This window comes from Agromyces sp. GL_144 (assembly GCF_057834305.1).
In genome coordinates this window covers 289,602-306,195 of record NZ_CM174399.1, presented here as the reverse complement: position 1 = coordinate 306,195, position 16,594 = coordinate 289,602, and the positions used below count along the sequence as shown (strand labels likewise).

Sequence of the window (16,594 nt, the reverse complement as noted above, 5' to 3'; positions counted from 1 at the left end):
ACCCTTCTCACGTGCGGATGTCGCAGAATGACCCCCGGAGCGCGCGGAACGACCCGCGGTCGGACGTGACCCCCGAATGGGGTACGTGACCGCGAGGCCCTGCGGCAGCATGCTTGCGTCATGACACCCGGCGATACGACCGTCCCGACCGTCCCGACCATCACCGGCCCCCTCGACACCCACCGCGAGCAATCGGCGCTCGTGGTCGAGCATCTCGCGACGCACGGCACCGCCACGCGCAGCGAGCTCGTCAATGCCACCGGCCTCGGGCGCGGCACCATCGCCGGGCTCACAGCGCGCCTGCTCGACGCGGGCGTGATCCGCGAGTCCGGCGATACGCACGGCGACGGGCGGTCGACCCCGCTCACGCTCGCGGGCGGCGACCGGGTGCTCGTCACGGCGTGCCTCGGACTCGACGAGGCGATCGCCACGGTCGCGAGCCTCGGCGGCGAGGAGGCGGCGCGGTTCACCGAACCGCTCACCGCGACCGGGCACACGTCGGCCGCGACATCCGCCGCCGAGCAGCCCGCCGACCCGATCACGCCGCTCGCGGTGGTGCTCGCGCGGGCCATCGCGCGCACCGAGCGCTCCGGCCACCGCATCGCCGACATCACGGTGCTCGTCGACGGGGCGGTCGTCGGCTCGCCCGCCGTCGTGATCATCGACGCCCGGTTCGGCGCGGAGCCGGTCGACGTGCTCGGCGAGCTCCGCGCCATGATCCCCGCCCTCGCCGAGGTCGAGGCCGCGCTGCCACTGCCCGTGCGCCTCGTGCCGACGGCGAGCGCGGCCGCGAGCGTCGAGCTCGACGCGCTGCCCGGCATCGCCGACGTGCTCTACCTCGACGGCGACACGGCGGTCTCGGCGGCCGCGGTCGCCGCCGCGCGCCCCCTTCGCGGCGCCCACGGGCTCGGCGCCACGTTCGGCCACCTCCCGATCGTCCCCGGCGGCCTGCGCTGCCGGTGCGGCCAGCAGGGCTGCCTCGCCACGGTCGCCGCACCCGAGGTCGTGCTCGAGCGCGCCGGGCTCGCCGGCTACGCCGCGACCGACGGACGCGCCGCCGCCCTCGAGGAGCTCGTGCTGCGCATCGACGAGGCCGAGGACCGCGCCCGATGGGCCTGGCTCGACGCCGCCCACTGGATCGGCCGCACCCTGCAGATCGTCGTGCCCACCATCGACCCGGCCGTCGTGGTCGTCGGCGGCTACTGGGCCGGGTTCATCGACGACATCCGCAGCGCGATGCAGGGCAACCGGCCCACGGTCGGCAGCGGCGCGATCAGCGCGATCCCCGTCTTCTCGCCGGCATCGGGCGGGGCGGATGCCGCGCTCATCGGGGCTCGTCGGCAGGCGCGTGAGCGACTCGTCGCCGACCCGCTGCTGCTCGTGGGGTGAGGCTCGGGCGCTGCGTCCGCGGGCCCTCAGGAGGGACCGGCCCGGCGACGCGCGCGCAGCACGGACGACGCGGTGGCGGCGACTCCGCGGTCGGGGTCCTCGGTCAGGGTCACGAGCACGGATTCCGCCGCGACGCCCGGGATCTCGGCGAGCGCACCGACCAGACGCCGGCGGGCGTCCGCCGGCGCGGTCTCGAGCGCGTCGACGATCATGCGGACGATGCCGTGCGACCGGCCGTCGGGTGCGGCGAGCGCGCCGAGCGCAACCGCAGCCTCCATGTCGTACCGCCCGTCGACGACGAGTTCGATGAGCGCGGCAACGTCGCCCACGTCAGCGCGTGCGCCACGGGCGAGCACGGCCCTGCTGCGCACGAACGGGTCCGAGCTCATGCGGGCGTCGGCGAGCGCGGCGAGGGCACGGGGCGAATCGATCTTCTCCAGGGCTTCGACCGCGCGACGGCGTCGTCGTCCATCAGGGGAGCTCAGCCCCCGGACGAGGACCGGGATCGCGTCGTCACCACGCCGCGCCAGTGCCCAGTACAGGGCACCCGCGACGTTGGGATCGGGCTCGTCCAGTGCGGCCTCGGCGATTGCGGAGACATCCGTCGCCTCCTGGCCGGTGAGCGCGAGGGCCAGATGCTGCCGCGCCGACGGGTCATCGGCGCCAAGCGCCCGCATCAACCCGATGGTGCGGAGCACCTCCGACCATGCCGCGGGGCTGCTGCCTCGAACGCGTTCGAGTCGCTCGAGCAGTTCCTCCTCCTGCGAGATGCGCTTGCGCGTGCCCGCGATCATCTGCTCGATCATGGGCGCCGGATCGAACGCGAGGTCACCGAGCACGCCCGCGATCTCCCGCAGGCCCAAGCCGAGGGAGCGGAGCCCCTCGACGTGGAAGAGGCGACGGGCGTCCTCCTCGGTGTAGACGCGATACCCGCCGCGCGTACGACCGGTCGGCGAGACGAGCCCGATGCGGTCGTAGTGGCGCAGCATGCGCGCGCTGATCCCCGACCGCTCTGAGAGCTCGCCGATCAACATCGTCAGCGCTCCACGACCGGCGCATCGCGAAGCGCGACGATTCGGCGCGCCTCGGCCATCGCAGCGTCGAATCCCGCGTCGGGGTCGTGCATGAGCTGCCCCGTCGCCGTCGCATGCGCGCGCACCCCCGCGCCGGAGGCCGCCTTCGCTCGCTCGATCACGGGCAACGCCTCGTCTCCGAGCACGACGAACGCGCGACTGAGGCTCAGCTGCATGTCACGACCCCCACGATCGAACTGGGTCGCCAGGACCTCCGCGAGTGCCGCCTCACGACCGGGTGGAACCAGCCCCGCGGCCGTGCGCCAGGCGGTGCGGGCGACCTCGTCGTCCGCGTCCTGCAGGAGCGCCGTCGTGATCGCGGGCCAGGTGTCGGGACTCCCGATCTTCGAGAGGGTGTGCAGCGCTTGGGCCCTGGCCTGGGCGACCTCGGAATCGAGCTCCGGCAGCAGCCGATCGATCACGGTCGGGATGTCGTTCCTGAGCAGTGCCCACGTCAGCATGTCGCGCACGAAGAAGTCGGGCTCGCTCGCGCACCGCTCGATCAGCACCTCCACGTACGCCGGTGCCGGCGTGCTCCCGGCCGTCAGCGCCGCCTGCAGCCGCGCCGAGGCGGCCGGCGCATCCAGCGCATTCCGCAGCCTCGCCGCCGACTCGTCCATCTGTGTCCGGGTCATCTCGACCACCTCCTGCACCCAGTCAAGACCTTGTCACGATGTCAAGGTCAAGCCGAGGAGGTGCGAGACATCCGGGAATGATCCCGAGCCCGCGGTGATTGCACCTCTCATGTGCACGATCACGCCGTTGCCGCAGGTCCCCGGGCGGGTCGACGACGCTGCCACGATCGCGCGGCTGCTCGAGCACCTGAGGTGGTCGGTGGTCGAGCACTCGCGTCGCCGGCTCGCTGCGGGCGAGGTGCGACGCGACGCGCAGGACGCGACCCGCCTCCACGTGGTGCTCGCCGGCACCGTCGAGCTCGCCCGCGGCGACGAGGTGGTCGTGCTCGAGCGGGGCGACATCGCCCTGCTGCCCCAGGGCGGTCCGACCCGCCTGGCCGCGCGGCACGATGCACGGCTGCTGAGCGCGACCATCGCGCTCGTCGACCCGCACCCGACGATGACGCGGGCGATGCCGCCGGTGCTCGCCGCTCGCGGGTTCGGACGCAGCGAACCCGGCTTCGCGAGCCTGCTCGACACGATGCACCGCGAGGCCTCCGACGCCCGGCCCGGCTCGAGCACCGTGCTCGCCGGGCTGACCGACGTCGTCATCTCGGCCGCGGTGCGCTTCTGGCTCGAGCACGGCTGCGGCACCGCACGCGCGTGGCTGGCAGCCGCGCAGGACCCGAACGTCGGCGACGCCCTCGCCGCGATCCACGAGAGCCCGGGCTCGCCGTGGACGGTGGCCTCGCTCGCCCGCATCGCCCGCGCCTCCCGCTCGCAGTTCTCCGAGCAGTTCCGCGAGACGGTCGGCGACACGCCTGCCCGGTACGTCGCCCGCATCCGGATGGCGCAGGCCGAGCGGATGCTGCGCAACGGCGATCCCGTGGCGGGCATCGCCTACCGCCTCGGCTACGACAGCGAGGAGGGGTTCAGCCGGGCGTTCCGCCGCCACAGCGGGGTCGCCCCGAGCCGGTGGCGACGGGCCGCCGCGGAGCTGCAGCCCGTCGCCTGACCGACGCAGGCGCTGGGCGCGGACGCCGCCCGGCCGGCCCGGCCCGGCGCGCCCGCGCCGCCCGGCGCCTCAGCGGCCCCGTGCCGAGACGAGCACGAGGCCGCCGAGGACGGCGACGATCCCGCCGCCGAGGAACGCGACCTGCACGCCGACCGAGTCCACGAGCAGGCCGCCGACGGCCGCGCCGATCGTGATCGCGGTCTGGAATGCGGCCACGATGAGGCCGCCCGCGCTCTCGAGCCGGTCGGGGGCGACGCGAGCCATCCACGTCTGGATCATGGTCGGGACGGCCCCGAACCCGGCGCCCCACACCGCCACGACGACGGCCGCGACGACGGGGTTCGCACCCCAGAGGGCGTACAGCACCATCGCGGCGCCGATCGCGGTCGGTGCCGCGACGAGGAGCACGCCCAGCCGGCGGTCCGCGAGCGGACCCGCCACCAGGTTGCCGGCGAACGAGGCGAGGCCGAAGAGCGAGAGCAGCAGCGCGAGCGTGGCCGGCGTGACCGCGCCGATCGTCTCGAAGGCGGGGCGCAGGTACGTGAAGCCCGCGAAGTGGCCGCCCGAGATGAGCACGACCGACAGGATGCCGAGCGCGACGACCGGCCGCGCGGCGGTGCGCAGGAGCGTGCCGAAGCCCGGGGAACCGGTCGGCGGCACCGACGGCAGCGTGACCATCTGCACGGTGAGGGCGATGACGCCGACCGCGGCCGCGCCGAGGAACACCGTGCGCCAGCCCACGAGGTCGCCGAGCACCGCGCCCGCGGGCACGGCGGCGATGGTCGCGAGCGAGAGGCCGGCGTTCACGATCGTCATCGCGCGGCCCAGCCGGTCGGCGGGTACGAGCTGGGACGTCACGGCGAGGGACATGGCCCAGAACCCCGAGATCGCGAGCCCGAGCAGCAGCCTCGAGGCGAGCATGAGCCCGAACACGGGCGCGATGGCGACGAGCACGTTCGAGAGCACCGCGAGCGTCGTGAGCGCGACCATGACCGTGCGGCGGTCGACTCGCGGCAGCACCGATACGACGAGCGGACCGCCGATGATGCCGATGATGCTCGTCGCCGTCACGAGCTGCCCGGCCACGCCCTCGGTGATGCCGAGGTCAGCCGCGATCGGCGAGAGCAGGCTCGCCGGGAGGAACTCGCTCGCCACGAGCGTGAAGATGCCGAGGCCGAGGGAGACGACGCCGGCCCACGCGGCCTTGCGCGGGCCGGCCGAGCCCGCGATCGGCGGCGCCTGGGCGGGCGATGCGGAGATGGTGCTGGTGCTCGCGGTGTCGGTCGACATGTCACTCCTCAGGATGGAATTCCACCCTCGCGGAGCTGCCGCGCCAACGCCCGACCGTTCGTCGTCAGGAACCGACGAATCGTCCGGACGACGCGGCCCGGCGCGGACGCCGGAACAGTCCGGCGATGCCCCACCCCGTGACCTTGAGCATCGCCTCGACGACGATCATCGGGCTCATCTTCGACCGGCCTCGCGCCCGCTCGACGAAGGTGATCGGCACCTCGACGACGACGAGCCCGGCCTCGCGGGCGTGCCAGAGCATGTCGACCTGGAAGCCGTAGCCGCGCGTGTGCACGTCGTCGAGTCGGATGGCGCGCAGCGCCGAGGCCCGGAAGGCCCGGTACCCGGCCGTCGCGTCGCGCGTCGAGAGGCGCAGCATGGTGCGGGCGTACGCGCTCCCCCACCGCGAGAGGAGTTCACGATGACGTGGCCAGTTCTCGATGGCGCCGCCGGGGATCCAGCGGGACCCGATGACGATGTCGACCGGCCGACCCGAGGCATCCGTCGTCTGAAGGGCCGCCAGCAGCGACGGCAGCTGCTCGGGCAGGTGCGAGCCGTCGGCGTCCATCTGCACGATCGGGTCGTGGCCGCGCTCGAGCGCCCAGCCGAACGCGGCGAGGTACGCGGCGCCCAGTCCGTCCTTCGCGGTGCGGTGCAGCACGCGCACGGCGTCGTCGTCGGCCGCGAGGCTCTCGGCGATGTATCCGGTGCCGTCGGGCGAACTGTCGTCGACGATCAGCACGGATGCCTCGGGCACGGCCGCCCGCACCCGGGCGACGGTCTCGGCGATGTTCTCCCGTTCGTTGTACGTCGGGATCACGACGAGGGCGCGCGACATCCGTACTCCCCTCGTGCGTGCCCGCCAATCGTATCCGGCCCCAGCCCCCGACTTTTCTCAGGAGATTTCGGCCCGCGAGACGCAGAATGCCCGGAATCCTCCTGAGAAGCGCACGTTTTCGGGCCGGGGTTCCTGAGAAGAGCGATTCTCGGTCAGCGCACGCCCGACATGAGCCGCAGCACGGGCTTGCGCCCGAGCCAGAGCGCCAGGCCCAGCACGATCGCGATCGCGCCGAGCACGCCGAAGTACGTGGCCTCGTTGACGACCGTGTAGAACGACCCGAGCTGACCGGCGACCGCCGTGCCGAGCGCGACCGAGAGGAAGAACAGGGCGACCATCTGCGCGTGGAACACCTTCGGCGCGAGCTTGGTGGTGACCGAGAGCCCGACCGGCGAGAGCAGCAACTCCGCGACGGTGAACACGAACAGGATGAGCACCATCCAGAGCAGCGGCGTCGAGTTCGCCCCGCCGTCGGCGAACGGCAGGAACAACAGGAACGCCACGCCCATGATCGCCGTGCCGAGAGCGAACTTCACGGGCGTCGACGGCTGCCGGTCGCCGAGCTTCGTCCAGATCGCGGCGAACACGCCCGACAGGATGATGATGAAGATCGGGTTGATCGACTGCACCCACGAGACCGGCATCGTCCACCCGAACAGGTCGCGGTTCAGCTGCTCGTCGGAGTAGATCGTGAGCACCGTGAACTGCTGCTGGTAGAGCGACCAGAACGCGACGCTCGCGATGAACAGCGGGATGAACCCGTAGACGCGCTTGCGCTCCACGACCTCGACGTGCCGGCTCGAGAGGATCACGACGAACATCGAGACGGCCGCGACGATCGTGCCGCCGATGACCCAGAGCCCGAGGTTCGCGGCCGTGATCGCGCCGACGAGCACGAGCACCAGGATGAGCAGCACGGATGCCACGGCGATGCCGATCGCGAGCGCGTAGCGGTTGCTCGGCAGCGGGTTCGGCACGACGGATGCCTCGGGCGGGAGCCCCTTGCGTCCGAACGAGTACTGGATGAGGCCGAGCAGCATGCCGAACGCGGCGAGCGCGAAGCCCCAGTGGAATCCGACGGTCGACTGCAGCAGCCCGGTCAGGATGGGCCCGAAGAACGCGCCGAGGTTGATGCCGAGGTAGAAGATCGAGAACCCGGCGTCGCGTCGCGGGTCGTTCGCCGAGTACAGCGTGCCGACGACGCTCGTCGCGTTGGCCTTGAGTCCGCCCGAGCCGAAGGCGACGAGCACGAGGCCGACTCCGACGCCCCAGAACCCCGGGATCGCGGCGAGCGCGATGTGCCCGATCATGATCACGATCGCGCTGAAGAAGAGCACCTTCTCGGAGCCGAGCAGCCGATCGGCGATCCACGCGCCGAGCACGGTCGAGAGGTAGACGGCGCCGCCGTAGGCGCCGACGATGCCGGTCGCGACGGCCTGGTCCATGCCGAGGCCGCCCTCGGCGGTGGAGTAGTACAGGTAGAGCAGCAGGATGCCCTGCATGCCGTAGAAGCTGAACCGCTCCCACATCTCCACGCCGAAGATGTGCACGAGCGGTCTCGGCTGTCCGAAGAAGCCGCGGTCCCCCTGGGTGTCGCGCTCGCCGCCGTCGTCTACCCCCGGCTCTGGCGGGCCGTACTCCCCCGGGGCAGGTTCGGTCACCTTGCCCATGCGGGTCAGCCTAGACCCGGGCGATCGGATGCCGCGAGACATCCGCTCGCGCATGGCGGCGCCCGCGGCCCGCCACCGACCGCCGGCCCGCACCGCGTCCATGTCGGGTCACGTCCGCGAAACACGTCGGCGACCGGCGCGAAACGGCGAGCGCGTACCGTGCCGCAGGGACGAGGAGGCACCGGGTGAGCGCACTGGGCGACGCGATCGCGCGACGGCTGCCCGAGTCGAGCCTGGCGTCGCGATCCCCGCTGCACGGCCTGCGCCGCGGATCCGTTCGCACGATCGACCTCGTCGCGCAGTCCGTCGCGGCCGTCGCACCGGCCGGCGGCCTGCTGATCCTCACGGGCGGGCTGGTGGACCGCACCGGTTCGTTCGCCTTCGTGACGCTGCTGATCACGGCCGCGGCCCTGATCCTGGTGGCCCTGTCGATCTCCGTGTTCGCACGGCGGATCTCGGCGGCGGGCGGCATCTACACCTTCGTCACGCGCGGCCTCGGGCCCGCGGCGGGCATGGTCGCGGGCGCAGCGCTCGTGCTCGGCTACTCGGGGGTCGCGATCGACACGCTGCGCAGCGCGGTCCGCCGCCTGGACGCCGCGGTCGGCGGCGACGCCGGCTGGGCCGCCGACGGCCTCGTGCCGGCGCTGCTCGTCATCGGCATCGGCGCGGCGATCACGGCGGTCATCGCCCTCGGCCCCAAGACGTCGACGCGCATCATGCTCGTCGTCGAGGCCGTGGTGGTCACCGCGCTCGTCGTGCTCTCGGTCGCAGTGTTCGCGTCGACCGGCTGGAAGGCGCCCGGCATCGTGCCAGACCTCTCGGCGGCGCCCTCCCTCCCCTCGTTCGCCGAGGGCATCGGGTTCGCCCTCATCTGCTTCGTCGGGTTCGAGAGCGGCGCGGCGCTCGGCCCTGAGAGCCGTCGCCCGCTCGCGACCGTTCCGCGTGCCCTCGTCTGGACGGTCTCGGCCGTCGCCGCGGTCTACCTCTTCGGCATGCTCGCGCAGCTCTCAGGCGTGGCCGACGGCCGGGAGGCATCGCTCCTGACGGCGGCCGACCTCGCCGCGAACCCGTGGCTGGACCCGCTGATCCACGCGGTCGTCGCGGCATCCTGGATCGCATGCACCCTCGCCTGCACGAACGCGCTCGTGCGACTCGTCTTCACGATGGCCCGCGAGGGCGTGCTGCCCAAGGCCCTCGGGCGCACGTCCGCCCGGTTCGCGACACCGCACATCGCCGCCCTCGCCGCGGGCGCGACCCTGATCGTCGGCACGCTGCTGCTCGTCGCCGCCGGCCGGGATTCGCTCTATCGCGAGGTCATCGGGCTCTCGCAGAGCATGGCGTTCATCATCGCCTACCTCGCGGTCTGCGCCGCGGCCGTCCCGTATCTCGTGCGCATCGGCGAGTTCAGCCTCCGCGAGGCGTGGCCCGCCCTGCTCGGCACGCTGGCGCTCACCGGCGTCGCGGCGACCGAGGTCGCCGCCGAGTGGGCCGCCGACCCCACGGCGCTCGGCATCCTCATGGCGATCATCGCGGCGGCGACCCTCGCGCACCTGCGCCGCGTTCGCTCGGGTTCGGTGCTCGCGGCGCGCATGGGGGCGTACGACACGCCCGTGGCATCCGACGCCATCTCCTCCCCCGTCGCACCGCACCCCGTCGCACCGCACCCCGTCGCACCGCCGCCGCGATCGTGAGCGGGCCGTCGGGCGCCAGCAGCGTCGCCCTCGCACTCGCGGTGCTCGAGGAGGTCGCCCGCGGCGGCCCGACCCTGTCCGCGAACCGCATCGCCCAGTTGCTCGGCATCCCCAGGGCCAGCGCATACCGCCTCGTCAACTCCCTGACGAGCGAGGAGTACCTGCTGCGCCATCCGACGCTCGACGGGTTCGTGCTCGGCGTGCGCGTGGTCGAGCTCGCACATCTCATCGCCCCGAGCCGGGCCGACCCGGTGCCCGAGGTCATCGCCCGCCTGCGCGAACGCACCGGCGAGGCCGTGCACTTCGTGCGGTACACCGGCGGGCGGGTCGTGATCGTCGACGAGGACCCCGACCTGCCGCTCGTCTCGATCGATCGAGCGCGACGGCAGCTCGGTGCGACCGCGATCGGACGCCTGCTCATCGCGGAGTACCCGCCGCTCCAGGCGCCCGTCGACCCGCGTTCGGCGAAGGCCGTCGCCGAGTCGGCGCGCGCGTCGGGGATCTCGATCGAGGAGCGCCGGCGCATCGCCGAGGACGTCGGGCGGTTCGGCTAAGCGAGCAGCATCGAACCGGGGGCCGATGCGCGCGCGTGCGTCGCGGTGCCGGTGCGGGCGCCAGGCGGCGACCTCGTCGCGGCGGTGGCGCTCAGCACCGTCGGCGAGGACCTCTCGTCCGCTGTGCAGCATGTCGGCGTGCTGCTGGCCGCGAGCGAGGACCTCGCGCGCCTGGCGTATCCGCTGGGGTCGCCGACGGCCTGAACGAGCGGATGCCGCGGGCCGGTGTCTCGGCGCCGTCAGCCGCCGAGCGGCACGACGAACTGCATGGTGCCGAGCACCGAGTCGAGCGGGACGCTTCCGAGGTAGCGGGAGTCGATCGATACCCCGCGTGCGTCGCCGAGCACGAACACCGCGTCAGCGGGAACCGTCTGGTCGAACGCGAGCACGCTCGCGAGCCCGCCGTCGGTCGCACGGGCGTCATCGTCGAGCGGCACGCCGTCGATCGTGATCTCCCCTGCGGCGGTGCAGCAGGCGACGCGTTCGCCGGGCAACGCGATCACGCGCTTGACGAATGTGGTCGAGACGTCGTCGCGGCCGAGCAGGCGGGCCACGCGCTCACCCCACCCGCCGGGGTCGGCGAAGACGACGACGTCGCCGCGGTTCGGGGCCTGGGGTCGAGGGCCGTCTGCACGAGCGCGCGCGGCGACGACGAGGTCGCCGACGTCGATCGTCGGCGACATGGAATCCGAGTCCGCCCGGTAGACGACCTCGCCGCCGAGTGCCGCGGTCGCGACGACGACGATGCCGACCGCGAGCGCGACGACGGCGAGCGCGACGACGGTGCGGCGCCGCGTCACAGCGCCCCGCGCCGCTGGGTCATCGCCTCGATCTCACGTTCCTGCTCTGCCGCGATGTGCTTGGCGAGCGAGCGGATGTAGCTGTTGGCGCCATCCTCGATGGCGGCGTCGGCCATCTCGAGGGCGCCGCGGTGGTGGGCGATCATGAGGTCGAGGAACCGCGCCTCGGCGTCGACGCCCTCGAGCGCGTCGAACTCGGCGATCTGCTCCGGCGTCGCCATGCCCGACATGAGTCCGCCGCCGTGGTTCATCACGCCGACCCCGTGCCAGGCCTCGATCCAGGCATCCATCGCGGAGATCTCCTTCGTCTGGTCGGTCTCGATGAAGGCCGCGAGCGACCTCGAGAACCCGTCGATGCCCGGGGTGTCCGCGAGGATCCGCGAGAGCTCGACGGCCTGCTCGTGGTGCGGGATCATCATCATCGCGAACGCCATGTCCGCGTCGTTCGGCAGGTCGTCGACCGCCGTGCCGCGCTCCTCGCCCTGTATGACGACGTCCGTGGTGTCACGCTGCGAGGCCGTGATCACGGTCGCGCCGGGCGCGGCGTCGACAGGCTCGGCCGCGCTCGCGGTTCCGGATGCCGCGAGCCATGGTCCGACCGCGGCGGCACCGGTCACGAGCAGGACGACGAGCGTGACGGTCGTGGCGATGGGGCGTCGCATGGCACTCCTTCGGAATCGTCGGGTGGTGCGGAGGCGGCGGTCCGGCGAACCGGACCGCCGCCCATGGGGTCGAGCGGGATCAGGCCGAGGCGCCCGCGGCCCGACGGCGGCGCCTGATCATCAGCAGACCGCCGATCGCGAGCAGCACGACCGCCGCAGATGCCGCCCCGATCGGGAGCGCGGTTCCGGTGGACGCGAGCGTGCCGTTGTCGCTGCCGGCCGACGCGGTCGATGAGCCACCGCCCGAGGAACCACCGGATCCGGCGACCGGGGGCGTGGTCGGCTCGGAGGAGTCCGTCGGCTCCGCGGCATCCGTCGGCTCAGGGTCCGTCGGCTCACCGGTCTCGGTCGGCTCCGGGTCGGTCGGCTCGCCCGTCTCGACCGGCTCCGGGTCGGTGGGCTCGCCGGTCTCGGTCGGCTCGGGCTCGGTCGGCACGACGACCTCGCACGGCGACTCGTCGCTGTGGATCTCTCCGCCCGGGTCGCCGTCGATGCACGAACGGCCGGCGGGCGTGCTCATCGACTGCGACGTCCAGTCGCGCGGCATGATCGAGAACGACTGCCAGTGCGTCTGCATCGGGCTCTGGTCCTCGTCGCGCACGACGTGGTGGAACCCGCTGTTGACCCAGGCCACCGGGTCGGTCAGGGCGGCATCCGCACTGTTCGCGACGTAGTCGAGCACGCTCAGGTTCGGACACACCGGGTTGAGGTTGTTGCTCGCGAACTGCTCGCAGTCGGCGTAGTTCGTCACGCTGATGAGCGGCTGCGTGATCGGGTTGCCCTGGTAGAGCTGCGAGCCGGGGAAGACGAACTCGTACGACCTGGCGTGGTTGTCGGCGTTGCGGCTCTCGGGTGCCACGACGCGCCACCAGGTGGTGTCCGCCGCGGGCACGAGGTTCGCCGGGTGCTCGATCGTCGCACCCGTCGTGTGCATGAGCGGTGCCTGCTCGCCCGGCTCTCCAAGCGTCGAGTCGTACTGCTCGACCTGCTGCAGCGCCTGGCCGTCGAGGCCGAAGTCGAGGCGCCAGAAGGCGTTGTGCCAGTGCGAGGCCGCGTAGTCCGAGGCATCCGCCCCGACCGGCCAGCCCGTGGTCGCATCGGCGTCGAAGTCCTCGTACGAGACGTCGCCGGTCGCGCCGAGGTTGAACGAGATCGCGCCCTCGTCGGTGAACTCCACCTTCGTGGCGTACTCGTACCAGTCGACCTTCGAGATGATCGTGAGGTTGAACGCCTGCCCGGTCGAGGTGAACAGCGGCGCGTCCGCGATCGAGCCCCAGGTCTGCTCGTGCGAGCGGTACGAGATGTCGCGGGTCGTGTCGGTGATGCAGAGCGCCGGAATGGTGCGCAGGTAGTTCGTCGTCTCGCCGCGACGCGTGACGCTCCAGGCCTGCCCGTAGTCGCGCAGCGTGCCGCTGCTGCACTCGGCGGCGCTGAGCTTCTGCAGGTACTGGTTGCCGAAGCCGTACGACGTGATGTCGTTCCACACGTTCTTGCCCGTGTCGTAGGGCACGTTGAGCTGGCCGAGGCTCACCGAGTCGAGCACCCGGCGGAACGAGTCCTCGCCCGGCGCCTTCACGGCGATCTGCTCGAGCACGAGGCCGTGCTTGCTGTCGACGCGCCAGCACATCTGCCACTCGGTGCCGTTGTCGAACGACTTCTCGATGCGGGCGTCGCCCGAGCAGTTGACGGTCGGGATCGCGGCCGTGGCCGAGGTCACCGGAATGACGGCGAGGCCCGCGGAGACGGCGAGCGCCGCCACCGCGACGGCGATCGCGCGGGAGATCCTCTTCATGGTTGCGCCTCTCACTTGATGCCGATCACGGACTCGGTGGACAGGTCGACGACGAACGCGGTCGTGTCGAGGTATCCGCCGCCCGGCACGCGGAACTGCATCTCCACGCACCGGTCGATGCTGCAGGCGTCGGCGCCGAGCGTGCCGGCATCGGGGACGAACGCTCCACCGGTCACGGCGAGCTGGTCGATGGATGCGAGCTCCTCGCCGGTCACCGACGCGAACTCGGCGCGCACCGCGGCACTGGCGGTCGCGTCGCCGAGGAAGACGCCGAACGCGTAGTCGACCTCGTCGGGGCTCGGCGGAGGCTGCACCCCGGCCTTCGCGGTGCTCTCGACGCTGCCCGTGGTCAGGTCGACCGTCTGCAGGAACGTCTGGTTCGAGGTGTAGTCGAACAGGAAGACGTCGACGATGCGGTCGGGGCTGTCGACATTGCGGGTCGAGATGTCGACCGAGAGCACCTGGGGGGCATCCGATCGGTCGACCGAGGTGACGTCGTCGGGCACGCTCGCGTCGCTGCTCGCGAGGTGGATCGCGTAGCTCAGCTCGTCGGCGCTGAGCGGGTCGCGCGGCGCCCCGAGCTCGGGCGTCGAGGTGACGGCCTCGAGCTCGCGAGTCTCCGACCCGTCGGCGCCGGATGCGCCGCTGACCGCCGGGATCGCCATGAAGCCGCCGACGATCGCGGCTGCGGCGACGACGCCGCCCCCGAGGATCGCGTACGGCAGTCGTCTCGTGCGGGTGTTGCTCGGTGGTGATTGCATCGAACCTCCTGGACACTGTCGTTCGCGGATGCGAACAGGGAGAACCTAGGAAGTCGGTGTTTCAGCGGTTCGGAGCGGTGTGTTTCGTCGGCGTGAACCGGGTTGAGACAGGGCCGGCCGTGCAGCACGGGTACGCCCTGGTTTGCCCCCGGCGCATCGCTGCGACATCCTGAACAGCACACGCAGGCGTGCTCCGGATGTCCCGTGACTGCGCCGTGACGGAGGATGCCGTGCCCGAACCCGACGACGAACCAGGCGACCTCGACGACCTCGCCCGCCTGCAGCGCATCGCGTTCGGATCCGGATCCTCCGACTCCGAGCGAGCGGATGCCGCGCGCGAGCTGGAGGCCCGTCTGGCCGACGCTTCGGCGGGCACGGCGGGGGCGCCGCCCGAGACGGCCCCGGTCGCCGACGGCGCACCGGCCGCCGCCACGATCGCGACGACCGAGGCGGGCGACGACTCCGGATCGCCCCTCGCGTCCGCCCGGCGCAGGTGGATGCGGCTCGTGATCGGCGTCGGCGCCGCGGCACTCGTGATCGGGCTCCTCGCCGGCTGGCAGCTCGGCGCGATGCCGACCGGCGGGCAGCCCTCGGCCGACCCGTCGGCGACCCCGTACAACGGCCCGAGAACGCTCGCCGAGTACCTCGAGACCCTGCCGATCGCCCTCGAGACGCGTGCGGCCGACATCTTCGATCGCCCGCTGACCGCCGACGACGTGCCCGACGGGCTGTCGCTCTACGATGCCGGCACGGGCGCCCCCGAGTTCCGGCTGCTCGCCACGACGACGGATGGCGTGCGCATCTACGCCTCCCGCGACGACCTCGATCTCTGCCTCACCGTCGTGACCCCCTCGGGCGCCGGCGGCGCCGCAGCCGGCGGCCGCACGTGCACCGAGGACGGCCGCTTCCCCGAAGCCGGGCTCGGGGTGGACGCGACCGCGGTGCGCGAGATCGTCGACGACGACGGGTCGACGAACTTCGTGCTGACCTCGTTCGAGGCCACCTGGACGGCCGCCGGCACCTTGTCGTTCGGGCCCGAACGGTAGTCCGGGCCCGGGCGGCAGTCAGGCCCGGGGGGCGGGCGCTCGGCGGCTCTTCGGGTCGGCGATCAGCCGTTCTTCGCGTCGCGCCAGGCGAGGTACTCGCGCACGGCCGTGAGGTCGTAGTCGGGTCCGCCGATGCCGATCGTGAACAGGCGCACACCCGCGTCGTACAGGGCGTCGGCATGCTCGAGGTCGGCGGGGCCGCGACCGAGCCCGTTCGACACCGTGATGCCGGAGACGTCGCGGCCGACCTCGTCGCCCCACTTCGCGAGCACGTCGAGCTTGTGGGCGAGCTGGTCGGGCGCCACGAACGAGTGCCAGATGTCGGCGTGCTGCGCGACGATCCGCAGGGTCTTCTGCTCGCCCTTGCCGCCGATCATGATGGGGATCCTGCGCGTCGGCGCCGGGTTCAGCTTCGCCCACCGCGCCTCGATGCGGGGCAGCGCGTCGGCGAGCGCGTTCAGGCGGCCGCCGACCGTGCCGAACTCGTAGCCGTACTCGTCGTAGTCGCGCTCGAACCAGCCGGAGCCGGTGCCGAAGATGAAGCGACCCTCGCCGCCCTTGGCGCTGATGTGGTCGAGGGTGCGCGCCATGTCGGCCTGCAGGTCGGCGTTGCGGTACGAGTTGCAGTTCACGAGGGTGCCGAACTCGAGGCGCTCGGTCTGCTCGGCCCAGGCGCCGAGCATGGTCCAGGCCTCGAAGTGCAGGCCCTCGGGGTCACCCGAGAGCGGGAAGAAGTGGTCCCAGTTGAAGACGACGTCGGCGCCGAGTTCTTCGAGTCGGAGCACCGTGTCGCGGATCGCAGGGTACTGGGCGTGCTGGGGCTGCACCTGGATTCCGAGGCGCACAGGGGAGGTAGGGCTCATACTCCAAGCCTAGGGACGCTGGAGACGCCGAAACCCGCACGCAACATTCCCGCGTCGAGACCTATTCTCGCGCAACCGATCGTCGTACACTCCGAGGATGGACAACCTCGATCGAGCCATTCTCGACCTGCTCCGCCAGAACGCGCGCGCCGGCTACGGTGACATCGGGTCGTCCGTCGGCCTCTCGGCGAGTGCCGTGAAGCGTCGCGTCGACCGTCTCGTCGCCGACGGCGTCATCCGCTCGTTCACGATCCAGGTCGACCCCGCGGTCGACGGCATGTCCACCGAGGCGTACGTCGAGCTCTTCTGCCGCGGCACGGTCGCGCCCGACGAACTGCAACGCATCCTGCAGGGCGTTCCAGAGGTCGTCTACGCGGGCACCGTCACGGGCAGCGCCGACGCGATCGTGCAGATCCGCGCGCGCGACATCGCCTCCCTCGAGGACGCGCTCGAACGCGTGCGCGTCGCACCCAACGTCGACCACACCCGCAGCGCGATCGTGCTCTCCCGGCTGGTCAACCGCAGCAGGGACTGAC

16 protein-coding genes are annotated in these 16,594 nt (G+C 72.2%); 6 read left to right on the top strand and 10 right to left on the bottom strand.

Going from position 1 to position 16,594, the window contains the following annotated elements; all coding sequences use genetic code 11:
- The first annotated feature begins 120 nt into the window (after positions 1-120).
- Positions 121-1,389, top strand: coding sequence for an ROK family protein (locus AC3IPY_RS01310; RefSeq protein WP_489186190.1), 1,269 nt, complete (start codon positions 121-123; stop codon positions 1,387-1,389).
- A 26-nt stretch (positions 1,390-1,415) separates the two neighbouring features.
- Here the strand turns inward: AC3IPY_RS01310 and AC3IPY_RS01305 are convergent, their stop codons facing one another.
- Positions 1,416-2,423 (bottom strand): HEAT repeat domain-containing protein, encoded by a 1,008-nt coding sequence (locus tag AC3IPY_RS01305; protein ID WP_489186189.1) that lies wholly within the window; start codon positions 2,421-2,423, stop codon positions 1,416-1,418.
- Positions 2,424-2,425: 2 nt separating this feature from the next.
- On the bottom strand, positions 2,426-3,097 hold the full coding sequence (locus tag AC3IPY_RS01300) for a HEAT repeat domain-containing protein (protein ID WP_489186188.1): 672 nt from the start codon (positions 3,095-3,097) through the stop codon (positions 2,426-2,428).
- A 127-nt stretch (positions 3,098-3,224) separates the two neighbouring features.
- On the opposite strand from AC3IPY_RS01300, the gene AC3IPY_RS01295 reads away from it, so the two are divergent.
- A complete protein-coding gene (locus AC3IPY_RS01295; RefSeq protein WP_489186187.1) occupies positions 3,225-4,091 on the top strand; it encodes a helix-turn-helix transcriptional regulator in 867 nt (288 codons plus the stop codon).
- A 69-nt stretch (positions 4,092-4,160) separates the two neighbouring features.
- Here AC3IPY_RS01295 and AC3IPY_RS01290 read toward each other — a convergent pair whose 3' ends face one another.
- The 3 genes from AC3IPY_RS01290 to AC3IPY_RS01280 form a co-directional block, all read right to left on the bottom strand.
- On the bottom strand, positions 4,161-5,381 hold the full coding sequence (locus AC3IPY_RS01290; protein ID WP_489186186.1) for an MFS transporter: 1,221 nt from the start codon (positions 5,379-5,381) through the stop codon (positions 4,161-4,163).
- Between the two features lie 64 nt (positions 5,382-5,445).
- Positions 5,446-6,219 carry a polyprenol monophosphomannose synthase gene (locus AC3IPY_RS01285; RefSeq protein ID WP_489186185.1) on the bottom strand — a complete coding sequence of 258 codons (774 nt, stop codon included), beginning with the start codon at positions 6,217-6,219 and terminating at the stop codon, positions 5,446-5,448.
- Positions 6,220-6,371: 152 nt separating this feature from the next.
- Positions 6,372-7,889, bottom strand: coding sequence for a peptide MFS transporter (locus AC3IPY_RS01280; RefSeq protein WP_489186184.1), 1,518 nt, complete (start codon positions 7,887-7,889; stop codon positions 6,372-6,374).
- 185 nt (positions 7,890-8,074) lie between these two features.
- On the opposite strand from AC3IPY_RS01280, the gene AC3IPY_RS01275 reads away from it, so the two are divergent.
- Both AC3IPY_RS01275 and AC3IPY_RS01270 read left to right on the top strand, forming a co-directional pair.
- A complete protein-coding gene (locus tag AC3IPY_RS01275; protein WP_489186183.1) occupies positions 8,075-9,580 on the top strand; it encodes an APC family permease in 1,506 nt (501 codons plus the stop codon).
- The gene (locus AC3IPY_RS01270) at positions 9,577-10,134 is read left to right on the top strand and encodes a helix-turn-helix domain-containing protein (protein WP_489186182.1); all 558 of its coding nucleotides are present in this window, start codon (positions 9,577-9,579) and stop codon (positions 10,132-10,134) included. Before AC3IPY_RS01275 ends, AC3IPY_RS01270 begins: the two co-directional genes overlap by 4 nt.
- 239 nt (positions 10,135-10,373) lie before the next feature.
- Here the strand turns inward: AC3IPY_RS01270 and lepB are convergent, their stop codons facing one another.
- The 4 genes from lepB to AC3IPY_RS01250 all read right to left on the bottom strand — a co-directional run bounded on the left by lepB (position 10,374) and on the right by AC3IPY_RS01250 (position 14,149).
- Positions 10,374-10,934 (bottom strand): signal peptidase I, encoded by a 561-nt coding sequence (gene lepB, locus AC3IPY_RS01265; protein ID WP_489186181.1) that lies wholly within the window; start codon positions 10,932-10,934, stop codon positions 10,374-10,376.
- Positions 10,931-11,596, bottom strand: a complete 666-nt coding sequence (locus AC3IPY_RS01260) for a DUF305 domain-containing protein (RefSeq protein ID WP_489186180.1) — start codon at positions 11,594-11,596, stop codon at positions 10,931-10,933. Before AC3IPY_RS01260 ends, lepB begins: the two co-directional genes overlap by 4 nt.
- Positions 11,597-11,675: 79 nt before the next feature.
- A complete protein-coding gene (locus tag AC3IPY_RS01255) occupies positions 11,676-13,388 on the bottom strand; it encodes a copper amine oxidase (RefSeq protein ID WP_489186179.1) in 1,713 nt (570 codons plus the stop codon).
- Positions 13,389-13,399: 11 nt separating this feature from the next.
- Positions 13,400-14,149 (bottom strand): hypothetical protein, encoded by a 750-nt coding sequence (locus tag AC3IPY_RS01250; RefSeq protein WP_489186178.1) that lies wholly within the window; start codon positions 14,147-14,149, stop codon positions 13,400-13,402.
- Positions 14,150-14,379: 230 nt separating this feature from the next.
- On the opposite strand from AC3IPY_RS01250, the gene AC3IPY_RS01245 reads away from it, so the two are divergent.
- Positions 14,380-15,195: a hypothetical protein gene (locus AC3IPY_RS01245; RefSeq protein WP_489186177.1), complete on the top strand. Its 816-nt coding sequence runs from the start codon at positions 14,380-14,382 to the stop codon at positions 15,193-15,195.
- A 62-nt stretch (positions 15,196-15,257) separates the two neighbouring features.
- Here AC3IPY_RS01245 and AC3IPY_RS01240 read toward each other — a convergent pair whose 3' ends face one another.
- Entirely contained in the window at positions 15,258-16,058 is an 801-nt protein-coding gene (locus tag AC3IPY_RS01240) for an LLM class F420-dependent oxidoreductase (protein ID WP_489186176.1), read from the bottom strand.
- Positions 16,059-16,155: 97 nt separating this feature from the next.
- Here AC3IPY_RS01240 and AC3IPY_RS01235 point away from each other — a divergent pair, with 97 nt between their 5' ends.
- Positions 16,156-16,593 (top strand): Lrp/AsnC family transcriptional regulator, encoded by a 438-nt coding sequence (locus tag AC3IPY_RS01235; RefSeq protein ID WP_156998645.1) that lies wholly within the window; start codon positions 16,156-16,158, stop codon positions 16,591-16,593.
- Position 16,594 lies beyond the last annotated feature (1 nt).